Source organism: Gillisella taibaishanensis, assembly GCF_001938985.1.
Taxonomy (GTDB): domain Bacteria; phylum Pseudomonadota; class Alphaproteobacteria; order Rhizobiales; family Rhizobiaceae; genus Allorhizobium; species Allorhizobium taibaishanense.
This window is the reverse complement of record NZ_MKIN01000027.1, coordinates 397343-414518: the sequence shown is the minus strand read 5'-3', so window position 1 is coordinate 414518 and position 17176 is coordinate 397343. Positions and strand designations below refer to the sequence as shown.

Annotated in this window: 17 protein-coding genes; 6 read left to right on the top strand and 11 right to left on the bottom strand. The window is 59.8% G+C overall.

Going from position 1 to position 17176, the window contains the following annotated elements; genetic code table 11:
• Window positions 1–22: 22 nt before the first annotated feature.
• From BJF91_RS23420 to BJF91_RS23405, 4 genes are read right to left on the bottom strand one after another with little or no spacing between them, the layout of a single operon-like run.
• Window positions 23–1273, bottom strand: a complete 1251-nt coding sequence (locus BJF91_RS23420; RefSeq protein ID WP_234801703.1) for an alpha/beta hydrolase — start codon at window positions 1271–1273, stop codon at window positions 23–25.
• 1 nt (window position 1274) lies between these two features.
• Window positions 1275–4388, bottom strand: coding sequence for an efflux RND transporter permease subunit (locus BJF91_RS23415; RefSeq protein ID WP_075616904.1), 3114 nt, complete (start codon window positions 4386–4388; stop codon window positions 1275–1277).
• Window positions 4385–5506 carry an efflux RND transporter periplasmic adaptor subunit gene (locus BJF91_RS23410; protein ID WP_075617053.1) on the bottom strand — a complete coding sequence of 374 codons (1122 nt, stop codon included), beginning with the start codon at window positions 5504–5506 and terminating at the stop codon, window positions 4385–4387. Before BJF91_RS23410 ends, BJF91_RS23415 begins: the two co-directional genes overlap by 4 nt.
• A gap of 19 nt (window positions 5507–5525) precedes the next feature.
• Window positions 5526–6599, bottom strand: coding sequence for an efflux RND transporter periplasmic adaptor subunit (locus BJF91_RS23405; RefSeq protein ID WP_075616903.1), 1074 nt, complete (start codon window positions 6597–6599; stop codon window positions 5526–5528).
• 153 nt (window positions 6600–6752) lie between these two features.
• Here BJF91_RS23405 and BJF91_RS23400 point away from each other — a divergent pair, with 153 nt between their 5' ends.
• Together BJF91_RS23400 and BJF91_RS23395 are read left to right on the top strand one after the other, a co-directional pair.
• The gene (locus BJF91_RS23400; protein WP_075616902.1) at window positions 6753–7406 is read left to right on the top strand and encodes a TetR/AcrR family transcriptional regulator; all 654 of its coding nucleotides are present in this window, start codon (window positions 6753–6755) and stop codon (window positions 7404–7406) included.
• Between the two features lie 72 nt (window positions 7407–7478).
• The gene (locus BJF91_RS23395; RefSeq protein ID WP_075616901.1) at window positions 7479–7814 is read left to right on the top strand and encodes a DUF1491 family protein; all 336 of its coding nucleotides are present in this window, start codon (window positions 7479–7481) and stop codon (window positions 7812–7814) included.
• Between the two features lie 65 nt (window positions 7815–7879).
• Here BJF91_RS23395 and BJF91_RS23390 read toward each other — a convergent pair whose 3' ends face one another.
• A complete protein-coding gene (locus BJF91_RS23390; RefSeq protein ID WP_075616900.1) occupies window positions 7880–8548 on the bottom strand; it encodes a hypothetical protein in 669 nt (222 codons plus the stop codon).
• 274 nt (window positions 8549–8822) lie between these two features.
• A complete protein-coding gene (locus BJF91_RS23385) occupies window positions 8823–9941 on the bottom strand; it encodes a DUF2336 domain-containing protein (protein ID WP_075617052.1) in 1119 nt (372 codons plus the stop codon).
• A gap of 415 nt (window positions 9942–10356) precedes the next feature.
• On the opposite strand from BJF91_RS23385, the gene BJF91_RS23380 reads away from it, so the two are divergent.
• The 3 genes from BJF91_RS23380 (at window position 10357) to BJF91_RS23370 (ending at window position 12230) form a co-directional block, all read left to right on the top strand.
• Window positions 10357–10551, top strand: coding sequence for a hypothetical protein (locus BJF91_RS23380; protein ID WP_075616899.1), 195 nt, complete (start codon window positions 10357–10359; stop codon window positions 10549–10551).
• A 490-nt stretch (window positions 10552–11041) separates the two neighbouring features.
• Window positions 11042–11377 carry an exopolysaccharide production repressor protein gene (locus BJF91_RS23375; RefSeq protein ID WP_162843915.1) on the top strand — a complete coding sequence of 112 codons (336 nt, stop codon included), beginning with the start codon at window positions 11042–11044 and terminating at the stop codon, window positions 11375–11377.
• A 343-nt stretch (window positions 11378–11720) separates the two neighbouring features.
• Entirely contained in the window at window positions 11721–12230 is a 510-nt protein-coding gene (locus tag BJF91_RS23370) for a hypothetical protein (protein WP_139310828.1), read from the top strand.
• A gap of 82 nt (window positions 12231–12312) precedes the next feature.
• Here the strand turns inward: BJF91_RS23370 and BJF91_RS23365 are convergent, their stop codons facing one another.
• From BJF91_RS23365 to BJF91_RS23350, 4 genes are all read right to left on the bottom strand, one after another.
• Window positions 12313–12864 (bottom strand): DUF1254 domain-containing protein, encoded by a 552-nt coding sequence (locus BJF91_RS23365; RefSeq protein ID WP_075616897.1) that lies wholly within the window; start codon window positions 12862–12864, stop codon window positions 12313–12315.
• Window positions 12857–13489: a DUF1214 domain-containing protein gene (locus BJF91_RS23360; RefSeq protein ID WP_075616896.1), complete on the bottom strand. Its 633-nt coding sequence runs from the start codon at window positions 13487–13489 to the stop codon at window positions 12857–12859. Before BJF91_RS23360 ends, BJF91_RS23365 begins: the two co-directional genes overlap by 8 nt.
• Window positions 13490–13570: 81 nt before the next feature.
• Window positions 13571–13834 (bottom strand): hypothetical protein, encoded by a 264-nt coding sequence (locus BJF91_RS23355; protein WP_075616895.1) that lies wholly within the window; start codon window positions 13832–13834, stop codon window positions 13571–13573.
• The gene (locus BJF91_RS23350) at window positions 13831–14265 is read right to left on the bottom strand and encodes a hypothetical protein (RefSeq protein WP_075616894.1); all 435 of its coding nucleotides are present in this window, start codon (window positions 14263–14265) and stop codon (window positions 13831–13833) included. The genes BJF91_RS23355 and BJF91_RS23350 overlap by 4 nt, the downstream gene beginning before the upstream one ends.
• A 50-nt stretch (window positions 14266–14315) precedes the next feature.
• Between BJF91_RS23350 and BJF91_RS23345 the strand changes: the two genes are divergently transcribed.
• Window positions 14316–14744, top strand: a complete 429-nt coding sequence (locus tag BJF91_RS23345; protein WP_075616893.1) for a hypothetical protein — start codon at window positions 14316–14318, stop codon at window positions 14742–14744.
• 18 nt (window positions 14745–14762) lie between these two features.
• Here the strand turns inward: BJF91_RS23345 and BJF91_RS23340 are convergent, their stop codons facing one another.
• The gene (locus tag BJF91_RS23340) at window positions 14763–16886 is read right to left on the bottom strand and encodes a transglycosylase domain-containing protein (protein ID WP_139310827.1); all 2124 of its coding nucleotides are present in this window, start codon (window positions 16884–16886) and stop codon (window positions 14763–14765) included.
• Window positions 16887–17176: the final 290 nt, after the last annotated feature.

Genomic DNA, 17176 nt, shown 5'->3' with positions numbered 1-17176 from the left:
CAATGACGTCGTCCAGCTCCCCTTAATAGGCGATCTTCCCGTCCACCATCGGCTTATCCGGCGCAAAATCGCGGCGCAGCGAGGCGCGGGCTTCGGGGCTGACCACGGCGAGCGGTGCGGTCACCACGGTGCGGGCGGCGGTGCCGGCGAGGTTGGCGGTGCCGATGGCGGCCATGCCGACCTTGTCGCCGAGCGAGACGTCGCCGCCTTCAAGCGATTGGCCGGCAATGCGCTGGCCGAGCAGGCGGATGATATCGGGGCTGTCGGCAAAGGCGTTGTGGCCAAGCGCGTCGTGGGTATTGACGGTACTGGTGTCGATCACGGTGATGCCGAGCAGCTTCAGGTCCGGCTGCAGCGGCCGCAACTCATCCTGGCTGATGCCACCGACCCGGCTGACGCCGCCCGACAGCCAGCGGGAAACGCCGAGCGCCCGATCCTTGGTGGAGGTGAAAATCGTCATATGAGGCCGTTTGAGGCCCATTTCGATCAGCTGCCGGCGGAACACGTCGACATCGATATCGGGCGAGGCCAGGATGACGTTCTTGATCTTTGATGGCACCGCGCCCTTGCGCATGGCAACGCCACGCAGCGCTTCCATGGTCAGCCACGTGCCCATGGAATGTGAGATGATCGTGACATCACCGATATTCGGATTGTCTGCGGCCTGCAGGATCATGTCCTCCAGCGCCCGGCGCGAGTAATTGGTGCTTTCCTTGTCATAGAGATAGTCGAACACGCTGCCGCGCGACGGCCAGGTAAACAGGATCGGCGAGGCGTCCGTACCGGAATCATGGACGATCTGGGCAAAGCGAAACACGGCATCGGCATAGGTATTGTTGAAGCCGTGCACGAAGATCACCGCCTGGCGCTTGGCGTTGCGGGTCTTGTCGAACCACTGCAATGCCTGACCGTTATTGGCGATGGTATCGACCTTCACCACCGCGAATTCTTTTTCGGGCTTGGGCGGCAGATGGGCGGGCCATTGCACTTCGCCTTCCTTGCGGTTGCGATCGGGCGGAATGGAGACCACGACATTGTTGAAGGAGATCGCAGAGCCGCGATCGCCGGTGTAGAGCAGGCCAGGATCCGATGATGGCTTGCGGGTGGTGACAACGAGCATGTTGACCTGGTTGACGCCGCTGGCCAATGGCACCGGCTTCATCACCTCCTGTGGCCGTCCTGCGCAGGCGGCAAGCGCCAGCGTCAGGACAAGGACGACGGATTTCGACAGCGCCGTATGGGGCTGACGCAGCGTTCCGCCGGTCCGGGCCATCTCAGCTCTCCGCCTTCGTGACGTGTCCATCATGGTGGGGCGCATCATGATTGGGCGCCTTATGGTCATGTCCCTGGGGCTCCGGCTTGATCCGGAACCAGGTGATGTAGAGCGCGGGCAGGAACAGCAGGGTCAGCACGGTGCCGACAACGATACCGCCCATCATCGCGAAGGCCATCGGGCCCCAGAAGATCTGGCGGGAGATCGGAATCAGCGCCAGCGTTGCTGCGGCCGCCGTCAGCATGATCGGCCGCATCCGGTGCTCTGTCGCCTCGACCACGGCGGCAAAGGCCGCCATGCCCGATTTTCTCAGGTCCTCGATCTGCACGACAAGGATGACGGAGTTGCGGATCAAGATGCCGATCAGCGCCAGCACGCCGAGCAGCGCGACGAAGCCGAGCGGTGCATTGCTGGACAGAAGTGCGATCACCACCCCGATCAGGGCGAGAGGCGCCACCGAGAACACCAGGAATAACCGGTGGAAGCTCTGCAGCTGGATCATCAGCAGCGTTGCCATTGCAAACAGCATCAGCGGCGCCACGGCGGCAATCGGTCCCTGCGACTTCGAGGATTCTTCAACCGCGCCGCCGATCTTGACCTGATAGCCGGGCGGCAAGCTCTTTGTGAACTCGTCGACCTTGGCTGACAGCTGCGACACGATCGTGGCGGGCTGGGTCGGGCCGTTGACGGCGGCCTTGATGGTGATGGTCGGCAGTCTGTTTCGCCGCCAGATGGTCGGCTGTTCCAGTTCGTAGTGGAAGGTGGCGACCGACGACAGCGGGATCGATTGGCCGGAACTCGATGGCAATTGCAGGTCGAGCAGCGTGTCGATCGAGCCTCTGTCTTTCTTTTCAGCACGGCTGATGACGTCGATCAGGTAGATGTCGTCGCGAACCTTGGTGATCGAGGAGCCTTCGACGACGCCATTCAGCGTTTGGGCGATGTCCTCGGAGGTCACGCCGAGCTGGCGAGCCTTGTCCTGCAGCACATCCACCTTCACCACGCGGGCCGGCTCATACCAGTCGAAGCCGATATTGCTGAGCAGGGGATTGGTGCCGACGATCTCGGCAAGCTTGCCCGAATATTCACGTACCTTCTGCAGGTCGGGTCCGGATACGCGGTACTGCACGGGCTTGCCGACCGGCGGGCCGATGTCGAGCAATTTCACATAGGCGTCGGTACCCGGGAAGGTCTGGGCGAGATAGGACTGGAACTTCTGGCGCAGGCCATCGCGCACGTCGAGACCCTTGGTGACGATGATCATCTGACCGAAGGTAATGTCGTCGGGCTGCACGTCGAAGGACAGGATGAAGCGCGGCGCGCCCCGCCCGACATAGGTCGACCAGTGATCGATATCGGGATTGTTCTGGAGCTGTTCCTGCTCGAACTTCGCCATCTGCCGGCTGGTTTCATCGATGGAACTGTTCTGCGGCAGGTTCCAGTCGATGATCAGTTCCGGGCGGTCGGAGCTCGGGAAGAACTGCTGCTGCACATGCGTCATGCCGTAGAGCGACAGAACGAAGGCCCCTACCGTGGCAATGATCGTCAGCCAGCGGAAGCGCAGGCAGAAGCGCAGGAGCGATGAAAATATCGAGCCGAACCAGCCCTTGTGATCCTCGTGCTTCTTCATCGATTTCGGCAGGAGCGTTACGCCGATCAGCGGTGTAAACAGCACCGCGACGACCCAGGAGACGACCAGCGACACGGCGATGACGACGAACAGCGAGAAGGTGAACTCGCCTGCATTGGAATTATTGAGGCCAACGGGAATGAAGCTGGCCACCGTCACCAGCGTACCTGTCAGCATCGGAAAGGCGGTGGAGGTGTAGACGTAGGTCGCCGCCTTGCGCAGGCTATCGCCGACTTCCAGCCGGGCCACCATCATTTCCACGGCAATCATCGCATCATCGACGAGAAGGCCGAGCGCAATGATCAGCGCGCCCAGCGAAATGCGCTGCAGCGAGATGCCCGCATATTGCATGAACAGGAAGGTGATGGCGAGAACCAGCGGAATGGACACCGCGACGACAAGGCCGGCGCGCATGCCAAGGCTGATAAAGCTGATGGCAAGAACGATGGCCACCGCCTCGAACAGCGCATGGATGAAGCCAGAGACAGCTTCTTCGACCACGGCCGGCTGGTCGGCGACCCGCTCGACCGACACGCCGATCGGCAGATCCTGCACGACTGATGCCATGGTCTTGTCGAGATGCTTGCCGAAATCAACCAGATTGCCGCCGGCCTTCATGCCGATGGCAAGGCCGATGGCCGGCTTGCCATTGACGCGAAACAGGCTGGACGGCGGATCAGCATAGCCGCGAGTGATGGTGGCGACGTCGCTGAGCGGGAAGAACCGGTCGTTGACCTTCAGATTGATAGACCGCACCGTGTCTTCGGAAATGAAGCGCCCGCCGACGCGCAGCGCGATCCGCTCCGGTCCGGCATCGATGAAGCCGGATTGCGTCACCGCATTTTGAGCCTGCAGCGTGGCGATGATCGCCGACTGGTCAATGCCGAGGGCTGCTATCTTGCGGGTGGAAAATTCGAGATAAATTGCTTCGTCCTGGGTGCCGACGATATCGACCTTGCCGATTTCAGGCACAGACAACAGTTCGGTGCGGGCGCTTTCCACCAGATCGCGCAATTGCCGATGAGTGAGCCCATCGCTGGTGAAGGCGTAGATATTGCCGTAGACATCGCCAAACTGGTCGTTGAAGAACGGCCCGGTGACGCCGGAGGGGAAATTCCCCTCGATATCATGGACCATGTTGCGCACCTTGACCCAGATGCTTGGCACGTCACGCGCCTTGGTCGTATCGAGCAGATTGACGAAGACGATGGTCTTGCCGGCCGTGGTGATCGACTTGGTATAGTCGAGGCTGTCAAGCTCCTGCAGCTTCTTCTCGATCCGGTCGGTAATCTGCTGGGTCACTTCCTGGGCAGACGCGCCCGGCCATTGAGCCTGGATCACCATGGTCTTGATGGTAAAGGACGGGTCCTCTTCGCGGCCAAGGCCGATATAGGCCATGATCCCCGCCACAGAGAAGATGATCATGAAATACCAAACGAGAGAGCGGTGTTCGAGCGCCCAGTCCGACAGGTTAAACTTCTTCACGGGCGGGACTCCTCACCGGTCTTCAACTCTGGGGTCTTGATTTTCTGGCCTTCGGCAAGCTGGTTGACGCCAGCCACGACCACGGTCTCGCCTTCGCTTAAGCCGGAGACGACCCGTACGCGGCCGCTGTCTGCAGTCGCGGAATCGAGCTCGACCTTACGCAGACCGACGCTCGCCTTGGCAGGGTCTATGACCCAGACATTGGCGGTGCCGTCCTTCGTGAGGATGGCGGTCGACGGCAGCAGGATCACGCCGTCGCGCTCCGCCCGGTTTGCCGTTGCCGTGACCACGGCGCCAAGGCGGAAGACTTCGGGCGCGTCGTTGATGGCGATCTTCAGGCGATGGGTGCGGGTTTCGGCATCGGCCTCGGGGCCGATCTCTCGCAATTTGCCCTTGGTCTGCTTGGTCGGATCCAGCTGGAGCGCCACCGTGAAGATCGAGCCTTCCTTCAGCGTGCCCAGCCGGCCTTCCGGCACGTCGACGACCACGTCGCGCTGGTCGAGCCGGGCGACTTTCATCACCGTCTGGCCGGCTGTAACGGTCTGCCCCACCTCGGCGGAAACGGAGGTCACGACGCCGTCGAACTCGGCCTGCAAGCGGGCGTAGCCCAGCTGTTCGTGGGATTTGTCGAGCTTGGCCTGGGCCTGGCCCAGATCGGCCTCGGCCGACTTCAGCCCCTGTTCGGCAACTTCGAGATCGGCAACGCTGCCAGCATTGCTGGAGGCCAGCGTCCGGCGGCGCTTTTCGGTGATCTGGGCATTTTCATAGGCGGCCTGGGCATTGCGCAGGTCGGCCTCAGCGCTGTTGACGGCAAATTGCAGCGACAGCGGATCGATCTCGGCCACCACATCGCCCTTATGGACGATATCGCCGACCTCGGCCTTGCGCAGAATGATGCGGCCCAGCGTGCGGAACGCAAGTTCCGTTTCGACCCTTGCCTGGACGGTGCCGGCAAAGCTGATGCCGAGCAGGTGCTCGGCCTTGACGGTCATTGAGCGAACCGGCCTTGGAGCTGCTGCTGGCTGGTCTTTTTCATCGCTGCAGCCGGCGCCAAGCGCAAGCGCCAGGAAAACGGGGAGGGTAAGAGCCGAACGGACCAGGCCTGAACGTGAAAGCATGTGACGGGAGGGGCGCATATCACTGTTCCTTAAAGGCCACGACTTGGCCGTCCGTCAGAAATTTACCACCCTCGATGACCACGAGATCGTCAGGCTTGACGCCATCGGTCACCACGAAATCGCCGACATGGTAGCGGGCAACATTGACCTTGCGCAGCGAGACCTTGGACGAGGCCGGATCGACCGCCCAGACGGCCGGCTTGCCGCTATCCGAGGTCATCGCGCTCCAGGGCAGGGTGATGCCCTGCTGCTGCTGCGAGTGAAAGCGGCCGGTGACCGAGGTATTCAGCGCCCAATCCGTATCGGCAGGCAGGCCGACCTTGATGCGGATGGTGCCGGCGCCGGTATCGATGGCCGGTGAAACTTCGCGGATCTTGCCGGTCTTGGGATGGGCGCGGTCGATGATTGGCGCCACCTCGACAGCGTCCGACGGCGCTCCCTCGAGGAAGAAGGCCTCGAACATGTCGAAGACCGCATCGCGCGGCCCGTCATGGGCAAGCGTCACGGCCGCCTGCGCTGCGGAGACCACCTGGCCGACTTCGATGCTGCGCGAGGTGATGATCCCGTCGGCATCGGCCTTCAGTTCAGTATAGGTGAGGGCATCGAGAGAGGTGGCGAGATTGGCCTGCGCCGTCTGCAGCGAGCCCTGAGCATTTGCGAGGTCTTCGCGCGCCTGGTCGAACGTCGATTGCGCCACGGTATTGGACTGGATCAATGTCTTGTAGCGCTCGAAGGCCAGCGTTTTCTGGCGCATGGTGGCTTCTGCCGAGGCAAGCCCCGCCCGGGAAACGGTGACGTCGGCGCGCTGCTCGGTGTCGTCGAGCTTGGCGAGCACGTCGCCAGCCTTCACGCGGTCGCCGATATCGACGCGCCGCTCGATCACCCGGCCTGCAGTGCGAAACGACAGGTCAGACTGGACGCGCGCCTTGACGGAGCCAGAGATTTCCACAGAAGGCTGGTATTGGGCACTTTTCGCCTTGGTCACGGTTACGGCGCGCGCCGCCGCCGGTGCCTGTTGTTTTTCATTGCATCCCGCCAGGCCAAGCGCCAGCAGCAAGCAGGCCACCCCAGAAATAGTCGTTCGCCGCCGCACCGTTAGGTCCCCCTAGCATTGCATTCGTTCATCTGTTGGAGTACGTATCAATGACTGTACGGTTAGTCAATATGACGGCCGGTACATTAGTCGTCGCCACCGTCCGGTCTGGACGGCAGTGCGGTGAGCAATGCACGATAAGGAATCAGGATCATGACAAAGCCGCCCGCAAAGCTTACGCGCGCTGAACAGAAGGCAAGGCGGCCGCAGGAAATATTGGATGCGGCTTTCGAGGAATTTCTGGAAAAAGGCTTCGTTGCCACCCGGGTCGAGGATGTGGCCAACCGGCTCAACCTGACCAAGGGCACGATCTATCTTTATTTTCCCTCGAAAGAGGTCCTGTTCGAGGCGATGATCCGCCATGTCTCGGAACCCTTCGTCGAGCTGCGCAAGGCTACTGCCGCGCTGACTGGCACGCCGATGCAACGTCTGCGTCAATTGATCACGGTCGCGTATCAGGTGACGGTCAACCAGCGTCGATGTCGTGAATTGTTGCGGCTGGTCGTCGGCGAAGGCCATCGTTTTCCTGACATCGTCGAGCGCCATTACGACGAATTTGTCGCACCTCTGGTGCAGGCAGTTTGTTCGATCATCGAGGACGGGGTTGCCGCCGGTCAGTTTCGTGCCGGTGCCGCGACCGCGATCCCGGATATCTTCATTTGCCCGATCATGCACTTCAATCTCTGGGACCTTATGTATAGCGACCGTCGGCCGCTGCCACAGGAGGCCTTCATCGAGGCCCATGTCGACATGGTGGTCGCCACATTGACGATACCGCTGGCACCGACCGAAGCGCCGCTGCGTTAGCCCGGCGCCCCCGATTTCGGCGGAGCCGGGCGAGGGGCTTTTCTTGCCGCCGTCTTGCTGTATGAAGACCTCATGCGCCTTCGTTCCGATATTGTCGTCTCCGCCATGATCCGCCGCGTCTTTGCCGCCGGCGGTTTTGCGGCTGTCGAGCAGAAGGGCATGGACCAGGCCGGCGCCATCTTCCTGCGCCAGCGCTTTCGAGACGGTCTCGAAACCCTCTACGGCCCAGCCCCCCAGAGCCTTGCCGACGACGACACCGGTGAACGCCGTTTCGAGCGCCGCCTGGAACGGGTCGAACCCCAGGACATCGATGCCCAGATGGCGCGCGAACGCCGCTTCGACCCCGACCTCTGGCTGGTGGAACTGGAAATCGACCAACTGGGCGACCTGTTCGTGGTGGTGGAGTGAGCGGAGTGGGAAGACGGATGCGAGACATACGTCCTCCCGATTGCCGGCGTGTTCCCGATTGCTGGTCAGGAACCGAATTTCGTAAAGGTAATTGAGGGATAGACTTCCGGAATGACCCGTTTCATAAGGTCGCGTTCGGCGGGTGTCGCTTCTGTTGCGGTCACGCGCGCCGCGTCGCCACGCATTCCGGATAGCTCGATATATCCTGCGTCCACGATCTGGTTTTCGCCGATCGTGATGGTGCTTTCGCCTCCCAAAGCGCTGATATGCGTGGGTTCGCCACCGAAAATTCCTCGTTTATCGTCCCCCGCCTCCAGCTCTATCTCTCCGGTGGAGCAAGCGACATGTGTGATGGCATAGCGACCTGGAGCAATGGGTACGAACTCTCTTGCATAATCTTTCGGTGACGCCGGGAATATATTGGAAATGTACAGCTTGTTTCGATTTGGCGGATTATACGGCACCGCGTCGGAAAAATTAAAGGGTCGCTCTGTTTCGTCGGGTCTTCCCGCGTTGAGTTTCCGCAATGTAATAAGGCCACCGCAATGAACGGTGCCAAACAAAGTAGACTCGATGATGCGCACCAACAGGAGCGAGCCCTTTTGTTGCTTTCTAGCAGCAATCTGGGCGGAGCCTTCCTTTTGCTGTGCGGCAATTTTGATGGGGTCAGTGGTGCCAGCGCAACCGGCCACCAGACTGATGGCGAAGCAGATACCTAAAGTCTTTAAACGCATAATTTGGTCTCTTTTAAAACTCGATACTACCTCAAGTTTTAATGCGTCTTTGTTGACAAGAGGTTGCTGCGCGCAAAGCAGCGTTTAATGATTAATGATTTTAGTTCGCGAGATCTCAGCGTGCAGGGGCAGGGCTATAAATGCCGACGGCGGCATTGGCGGGCGCGGATATCAGCCGCAAAGACCGTTCTGACCGCCCCAGCCAAGGTGCTTCGGCTGGGCGCAGGAAGACCTGCCGGCGCTGGCATTGCCTTCCACTTTCTTCGGACAAACGCTAACCGGCCTTCGACTGCTTGCCGTCTTTGCTCTGCGCCATGCCATCGGTCTGGTAGGTGTAGCGGTCGGCGCGCAGCCAGGTGTCGATCCGTCTTTCGCAGTTGCGGGCATCGAGACCGGCGATCAGGCGCGCGACGCGCGGTTCGCCGTGCTGCAATTGGCTGAGATGCGGATAGAGCCGTGTCAGCACGAAAACCATATCCGGGATATCAACGGCAAGCCCGGCAAGGGTCGTTGCAAGCTGCTGGCCCGATGTATCGAGCAGGATGCGTTCGGCAAGCCACCGGCTGGACGACAGCGCATCGGCAAGGGCGGAGGCAAAGGCGCTGGTCTCGCCTTCACGGGCAAAGCGCACGAGCAAGGCCGCCTGCACAGGGGTGAGGCTGATCAGGCCGAGCCTGTCCTGATCCTGGCGGTGGAGGTGCCGGTCCAGGGCCTTCAGCGTCTGGCGCAGTGCCTCTTCGCGCTCAGCGCGTCCCGCCTCGACGGGTGTCAGCAGAATTGGTTCGGCTTCGCCCGCATCTATCTCGGTGGACGGCGCCTCGGTCGCTGCGGCTTCGGCACTGGCAGGCATTTCCGCCTGGGTGGGTGCAAGTTCGGCAGCACTCGTGGCCTGCATGTCGGCATCTGATGTGGTATGGTCCGGGCGCATGCGGATGATGCGTGGCGGTGCTTCCATCAGTTCCGGCGCCATATCGGGGGCAATCTCGGGGGCCTTGGTCGGGACGGCGTCTGCCTGTTGCGGGCCGGCGCGCGTCGGTTTTGGATCGACGAAGCGCAGGCCTGCCAGCGCGTCGATCACGGCAGGCGAGAGATTGTCCCGCCGCATGATCGCGTCAGCATGGGCTTTGCCCTGAGTGCGGGCGATGGTGATCAGCTGATCATCGGCCAGACAGGGTGAGGCGATCAGGAAGGGCGCGCAGATGGCGACAGGCTGGCTGGCGATGAAAAAGGCAACGGCTTGCGGCACATTGGCCGATTGCGACAGCGCAGCCACCGCTTCGCGCCGGGCCTCCGGCGAGGACGAATGGAACAGCGGCTGGAACAGGATCGCAAACTGCGTCAGGTCCGACTTGCGCGGATGATCGAGACTTTCAAAGCTGGAGACCGTGGCCATCAGAACCACGTCCTTCTTGCGGCCGATCCTAGGATTTTCCAACGCCCGAAATTGATGATCCACGACATTACCCGTCCCAACGCAATACGAATTCTATCAAAATATACGGGAATCGTTAGCAAGCTGTTAACCATCGACGGTGTTTAATAAGGACAACCTGATAGAACAGGCTATCCTTGTTCCTAACTGATGGTGCGAAAGTAAAAAGCCCTTTCGATACTATAAAATCAGTATGGTTGCAGTTTGGATATCGTGAACCCAACTATTCACGGAGCTAAGTCTCCGTGTCTGGAGAAAGGCGCAAAATGCCTGCTTCTGTCGCGTGCGCGGCGAAGCCGGATGTGCCGGCCCCTTTGCCGGGGCAGGATGAAATCGATCTCTTCATCCGTCTCATCTGTCGATTATGGAGACGAGCATGGCTGATATCGTAACATTGAAGGATCGGATGGAGCGGAAACCGCTCCAGAAGACCAAGCCCGCAGCGACCCCGGCGCGCATTTTGTTGTTCACTGGCGTGCGCTACACGCGCACCGAACCGCTGCTGATTGGCGCGGCTTCGCTGACCGGCAAGCGGCCACCTGTTCAGGAAATGCACCCATACGAGGGTTGAAGCGTCGCGATCGTCTCTCGTGGACCGTTCGCTCGCCAGCGCTTTGGCGTCAGGCAGCCCTTACACGGCAGGCTCGATCCATTTGCCCTGTCCCGTTGATCAGACGATCCGGGCTGCCCGGTGTGATTTTTTCATTTGCAGCCCTGGAGCGGTCGCCATCGATGCTTTGGCGGCTCGATATGCGGCGCCTGAGCATTGGAAAAGGAGTATAGTCACCGACTGCGCTACCGAAAAGTGTAAATCCCGGTAACGTGATGCACTTTATCTCTGGTTTTTGCTCCCGTGACACGTATATTCAATTCTGATTGATAACTTCGACCCGTGAAAAGTCCCACCCTTTTGGGGGATGCGCAATGGACCCAAATATGGTCTGCCGTTGTTCTGCCAACAAGGAAGGGCGTTGTTCAAATGGGGACAGATGATGCATAACGATACAGAAAATGCTTCTGAAGGGCGTGCTGAAATACTACAGGAGCGGTTGCAAGCCAGCATGACGCCTCAGCGTGCGGCGGCACAGCAGGCTGAAGACCTGGCTGGCGTGCCGGACAAGGACGGCGCGATGTATTCGCCGCGGGTCTTCGTCGGCATCTGCCTTGGCATGATCGCCTTTGCGATCTTCACCTATTACCAGACCGGCGCCCTATCCACGACCCTCCTGCGCACCATCGTCGCCGGCATCCTGTTGCAGAGCGCGTATTTCGTCACCGTCGTCTATCTCGTCATGCGCCGTGTTCGTGCCCGCTCCGCCGTCATCCGCAAAAGGCGCGCCGAGGAGGCGGAACTCCACCCTGAGGGCACGCAATCCGCACCGCCGGAACCATTTTAGAACTCGCCAGGTTCGTGTCGAAATCAGATGAGACGATGCTTATCTCGATGCTGGTTGTCCTTTTTGGAAGCCAGTCTCGATTTTTCTGATGAAGTCAGATTCAACAAATACTATAATATTGATTATAATATAGGCACTTATTCTGAATTTTAATATTTTATTTCTTCGTCGAGCATCTTGTTAAAGCCAAGAAGCGCGCTATTTTATGAAATGATAATGCTTAAGTTCATTGCGAATTATGCGCATTTATCAAACGGACGGATCTGTGGAGTCACTGAAAATCTAAAATAATATTGTTTTAGATAAAAAACTTTACATATCTGATTCGAGAAAGTGTCTTCCGATGTATTCTCAATTCATTCTTCAAAATCCAGTTTGGATGATGTGCGCTCTTCCGGCAGGTCGTCTCTCTTTTTTGTCGCCGCTTAGAAAAATGTATTCCAGGTTTGAGCGAAAAATACTTGGAGACAAAGCATCCTGGTTGAAGGATAGCGGCCAGACTTCAGCCAGCGAGCAGACGCTCCAGCACGGTCCGCAGGTTTCTCATGATAACCGCAGGAGCCTTCTGTCAGCGCCCCGTATTCTCTTCGGCATCTGCCTCGTCTTACTGGCTTTTTCCCTGTGGACCTATGTCTCGACTGGTGCGCTTGAAATCACGATGTTCAAATTCGCCATTCTCGCGATAGCGCTTCAGAGCGCCTATTTCATCGCTATTGTTGCTCTTGTCGAAAGAGCCAGCCTGACACGACATACGGTTTCTGGTCGGAGTGGCAATGGCAGCTTGTCAGGGCAGGCCAGAGTGCCTTATGCCGGCCCGCGACTTGTCGGTGGGACAGACGGTGTTCCTGCATAGGACAGCATGCAGCGTAGTCTCTGTCGCTTGCGAGCAGCCAGAGAACAACCATGACATTGGTTTCCCCTGTTCCCTGACAACGCTAAGGGTCTATCGCCGTCTGATCGCAGCCGGCGCCGGCCAGGAAAGCCTGGGCGTCCGGGATCTGGCTCTTTTGCGGCGCAAAGGCGCGCAGCACCGCATAGCCCTGCGGCTGTGGCATTTCCACAAAAATGGTCTGGGCCAGTGCATCGGGAGCGGCCGCGCGCAGCCTTGCAAGCTGGGCGGCGGTTGCGACGATGATGTCGAGTTTGCCTTCGACGGCCGTCGCGTCATTCATGCTGTAGACTTCATTGGCATCGCGGTCGAACACGCCGATCGACCAGAAGGGCAGGCTGCCGGAGGCGGTCAGATGCACGGGCGCGTCCGAGACATCGAAGGCGCAGGCCGCGAGCTTTAAAAAGGGATCGCTATTGGCGAGCCCGGCGCGGTCGGGACGGCTGTCGAGGCTATAGAAGCGCTGCGGCAGGCCTTCCAGCGTCACGCGGGTATAGGCGTCCTTGCCGGTAAAATGCGGCAGCGCCAGGATGATGACGATATGCAGCACCACGGCGCCGATCAGCCCGAGCACGATGGCGTGGATCAACTTACGCATGGCCGCATCCCACCATGTCGATATGCGGCATCGACAGCTTGACCAGACCGGAATTGCCGGCAACCGGCGTATCGAGCAGCGTCAGGCTCAACATCATCTCCTGATTGCCGACAGGGCTGGCGCTGCCTGCAGGACCGGGGGGAATGGCCAGCCAATTGCCCGGCTCGGCGTCCGACCCGATGGCGATCTCCAGGCTGGCATCGCGGTTCTTCAGCGTCACCACCGAATTCAGCGCTGTGGGCAGCCCGGCCAGCGACGGTCCTGAAGATCCCGACAGTGGCGCCCCATCCGGCCGGCTGGCCGACAGCGTCCAGTAGCGCGCCATCGGCACGGTGCCCGACAGCTTGTAGCGGCAATCGGTCGTCAGCTTGCGGCCGCTGCGGTCAGACGTGGCAATGAAGGTCAGCCCTTCGGCACTGCCGAGCAGCAACCGCCCGGCCTTGGCCCGATGCGCCCGCGCATAAGGATCGGCCTCAGCCGTCTGCGCCTGCGGAAACGCCCGCCAGCCATCGATCTCGATCTCGCCAAATCCCACCGTGGCATTCAGCGCCATCAGCGTGGACTGGATGCCAAGCCCGAAGGCAATAGCAAGCGCAATGGCGACAAGAAGCGGAACCCGGAACACGCGATGATTCGAACCCTGTTTCAATTGAGGACATCAGGTAGCATTCAATTCGAGGCAGGGAAATGGCGGGGTGTGGATGGTTCAAGCCGAGTGCCGCCGACGCCGCAGCAGCAGGTTGGCCAGCGTGACCGCGACGGCGGCAACCAGGATGCAGGCGACGATGATGACCAGAAGACCGATCGTCTCGATATCATCGGCATTCTCGCCCGTATCGATCCCGAGCAAGCGCATGACGGAGGTAATGCCGGCGGGAAGCCAGGAGAGTTCATAGGGAAGCGTGCTGACGAGGCGGGCCAGCAGCAGGCCTGATATGAGGGTGATGAGGATGTTGGCAGATGTCTTCAACTGTCGATCACCAATCGCTCCCGGTTCAAGTCCTGAGTGTCTGACCAGACCGGGGGCGACGTCAATCTTTGTTCAAAGCCTGTCGCCGTGAAGGATATCGACCCAATGTCGCAATCGATGCGATAATCCCACAGGGTAAATAGCCCGTTCGGAGAAGCCCGCTCGTTGCTTCGATGGAGATCGCTTATGAAACAAAGTAGGTTTTCTGCGTAGTCGAGGCTGATCTTGAGGGCTGATACGTTGAAGAATTTCAAAACGCAGGGGGCGACGTCGAATCCGGTAAAGAGGTCGCCTTCTCTGTGCCAGCGCAATATATAGTCGAGATCGAATGACAGTCCGAACTGTTCCGTGGGTAGTTTGATCCCATAGAGGCGGCAGTCATGCCAGCCCATGTCAGGGAAATCGGTATTGGTCCATATATCTTCGGTCATCGCTCTCTTTTACTGTGAAATCCTGATGAGGATAAGGGCAGTTTCTGCATATGATCATCCACAAGTTCGGCCTATCTGATGGTTTTTTAGGACATCGCTGCATTGGCATCCTATTGCTCTTGGTAGTGAGCCTGCTCCCGGGATGCGGCGATGACCTTGAGGTGAAAGATGCCGTTGGCACTTTTCAGTCAAACCATGGCCATGGCGTGGAAGTTCTCGATCTCAATCCAGATGGTACCTACGTCCTGACCTATCGAAGAGACGGGGCCATCATCTTCACCAATAGCAACCGCTGGACCTTTGAAAGGAATAAGGACGGCGTCGCTATGATTACGTTCTACCAGTTCAGGTTCGGCTACCGAGACAGTTCTTTCTCCAACCGTCCTGCTCTAGTGGGGCTTGAGATCGAGAGATCGTTCTGGGGAGTTCCGGAGATGATCGTCGATCCCGATTTGTATTTTGGCTATGTAAAGCAATAATAAGAACTGCTCATCCCCTCAATCCAATGTCGCCCTCAGCGCGGGTGCCAGCGGTTCGGCATCGCTCATCATCGTGCCGATCTGGCGCAGCAGGGCGGTGGCTTCCACCGAGAGCGTGCGCGGGCGCACGAATTGCGGAGCGGTCGGGACCTCTTCCTTGGCGGTGCCCTTCTGCCCGGCTTTGGGTGCGGCCTTGACGGCGATCGTTGCCGGTTCCAGCACGCCGGGGATCGGGCGCACGGCGACACCCTGGTGGGCATAGTCCATGATGGTCTTGAAGGTCATGGCGGGCAGCGAGCCGCCGGTCATGTTGTTGGTCGAGGTATAATCGTCATTGCCGAACCAGACGGCTGTGGTGAAATTGCCGGTAAAGCCGACGAACCAGGCGTCGCGGTAGGCCTGCGTCGTGCCGCTCTTGCCGGCGGTCAGGATGCCGTCCAGCGCTGCCTTGCGGCCGGTGCCGATATAGGGAACCTTGGTCAGCATCTGGTTCATGTAGGCGTCGGCCTGCTCGGTCAGCACCCGGCGCGGCGGCGGCTCGTCGCGGTCGAAATCGTAGAGCACGTGGCCGCGATAATCCCTGATGTCGATGATGCCGTGGCGGCGGGACTGGAAGCCGCCTGAGGGCAGCACGGCATAGGCCGTCGCCTGGTCCATCACGGTCACTTCAGACGTGCCGAGCGGGATGGTGACGTCTTTGCGGATCGGCGTTTCCACGCCCATGGCTTTCGCCATGCGGATGACGGAATCGACGCCGAGCCGGTCCTTCACCAGCCGCACCGGCACGGTGTTGATCGATTTCGCCAGCGCCGTCGTCAGGGTGATGCGTCCGGCATAGCTGTTGCCGTAATTGTGCGGGCTCCAATTGCCCCAGTTGACCGGGCCGTCGATAATGGTGGTCTCAGGCGTTAGCCCGGCCTCCATTGCCACGGCATAGGTATAGATCTTGAAGGACGAGCCCGGCTGGCGCAGGCCGCGCGTGGCACGGTTGAACTGGCTCTCGCCATAGTCGCGTCCGCCGACCATGGCGCGCACCGCGCCTGTATTGTCGAGTGTGATCGTCGCGGCCTGCTTGACGTTATACTGCTCGCCGAATTCGCGCAGCGTGTTGGCAACGGCCGCCTCCGCCACGCCCTGCAGGCCGGGGTCGATGCTGGTGCGCACGACAAGCGAATGTTCGGGGAAATTGGCAGCAATCCGCTGCACCTCGTCGAAGGCCCAGTCGAGGAAAAAGTCGGGCGCTTCCTGCTCGGCCCGGTCGACGACGGTTGCCGGATTGCGGCGGGCGGCAATCACCTGACCCTCGCTCATCAACCCGCTCTGCACCAGATTGCTCAACACTTCATTGGCCCGCCCACGCGCCGCCGGCAGGTTGACATGCGGCGCATATTTGGCCGGCGCCTTGAACAGACCGGCCAGCATCGCAGCCTCGGCGAGGTTCACGTCGCGCACGCTTTTGCCGAAATAAAATTGCGAGGCCGCCGCCACACCAAAGGTGCCGCCGCCCATATAGGCGCGATCGAGATAGAGCGACAGGATCTCCTGCTTCGACAGATTGGCCTCCAGCCACAGCGACAGGAAAGCCTCCTTGATCTTGCGCTCGATGGAGCGCTCGTTGGTCAAAAACAGGTTCTTGGCCAGCTGCTGCGTCAGCGTCGAGCCGCCCTGCACGACGCCGCCGGCCCGGGCGTTTTCGCTGAGCGCCCGGCCAAGGCCGATGAAATCGATGCCGAAATGGTCGAAGAAGCGCCGATCTTCCGTCGCCAGCACCGCCTTGATCAGGTTGTCGGGCAGGTCTTCGAAGGGCACGGAATTTTCGTGGATGATGCCGCGATGGCCAATCACATTGCCGTAGCGGTCGAGAAAGGTCACGGCGAAATCGCCGCGATTCCGCCAGTCCTTGGTGGTTTCCTGAAAGGCCGGCATGGCAAGCGCCAGAAGCAGCACGGTGCCCGCCGTGCCGAGCGTCATGGCTTCGCCGAGAAACTCGAACAGCCATTTCTTCCAGCCGCGCATGCGAAACCGGCGAAAGAAGATCGTCGTCTCTTCCCAGAATTCCGCAGCGCTGAAGCCGGCATTCCACAGGGTGGAATCCAGCCAGGCATCGAGTTTCAGAAAGATATGCCGCTTTTTCTTTTGCATGGCGGTTCCAGCCGGGCCTTCTTCAATCTGCTTGGGGCGCCTGGTCCGCTAAGGGACGCAAGCACGCTCCACAGGCATGCTATGCTTGACAGGCGCCAAGCTTGCGCCCATGTCATGCGTAATCGCGATCTACAGCGCCATGCGCCATATATGGCGCATATAGGTTCGCTGTAGCAGTTCAAATCTGCCGCATAATTCCTTACATCGTTCCCGATGTAAGGAATTATGCGGCGGCCCAGCCGATCGATCATATGCGCGTCAACTTTTAACGAATGGATAAGATTGTCGCG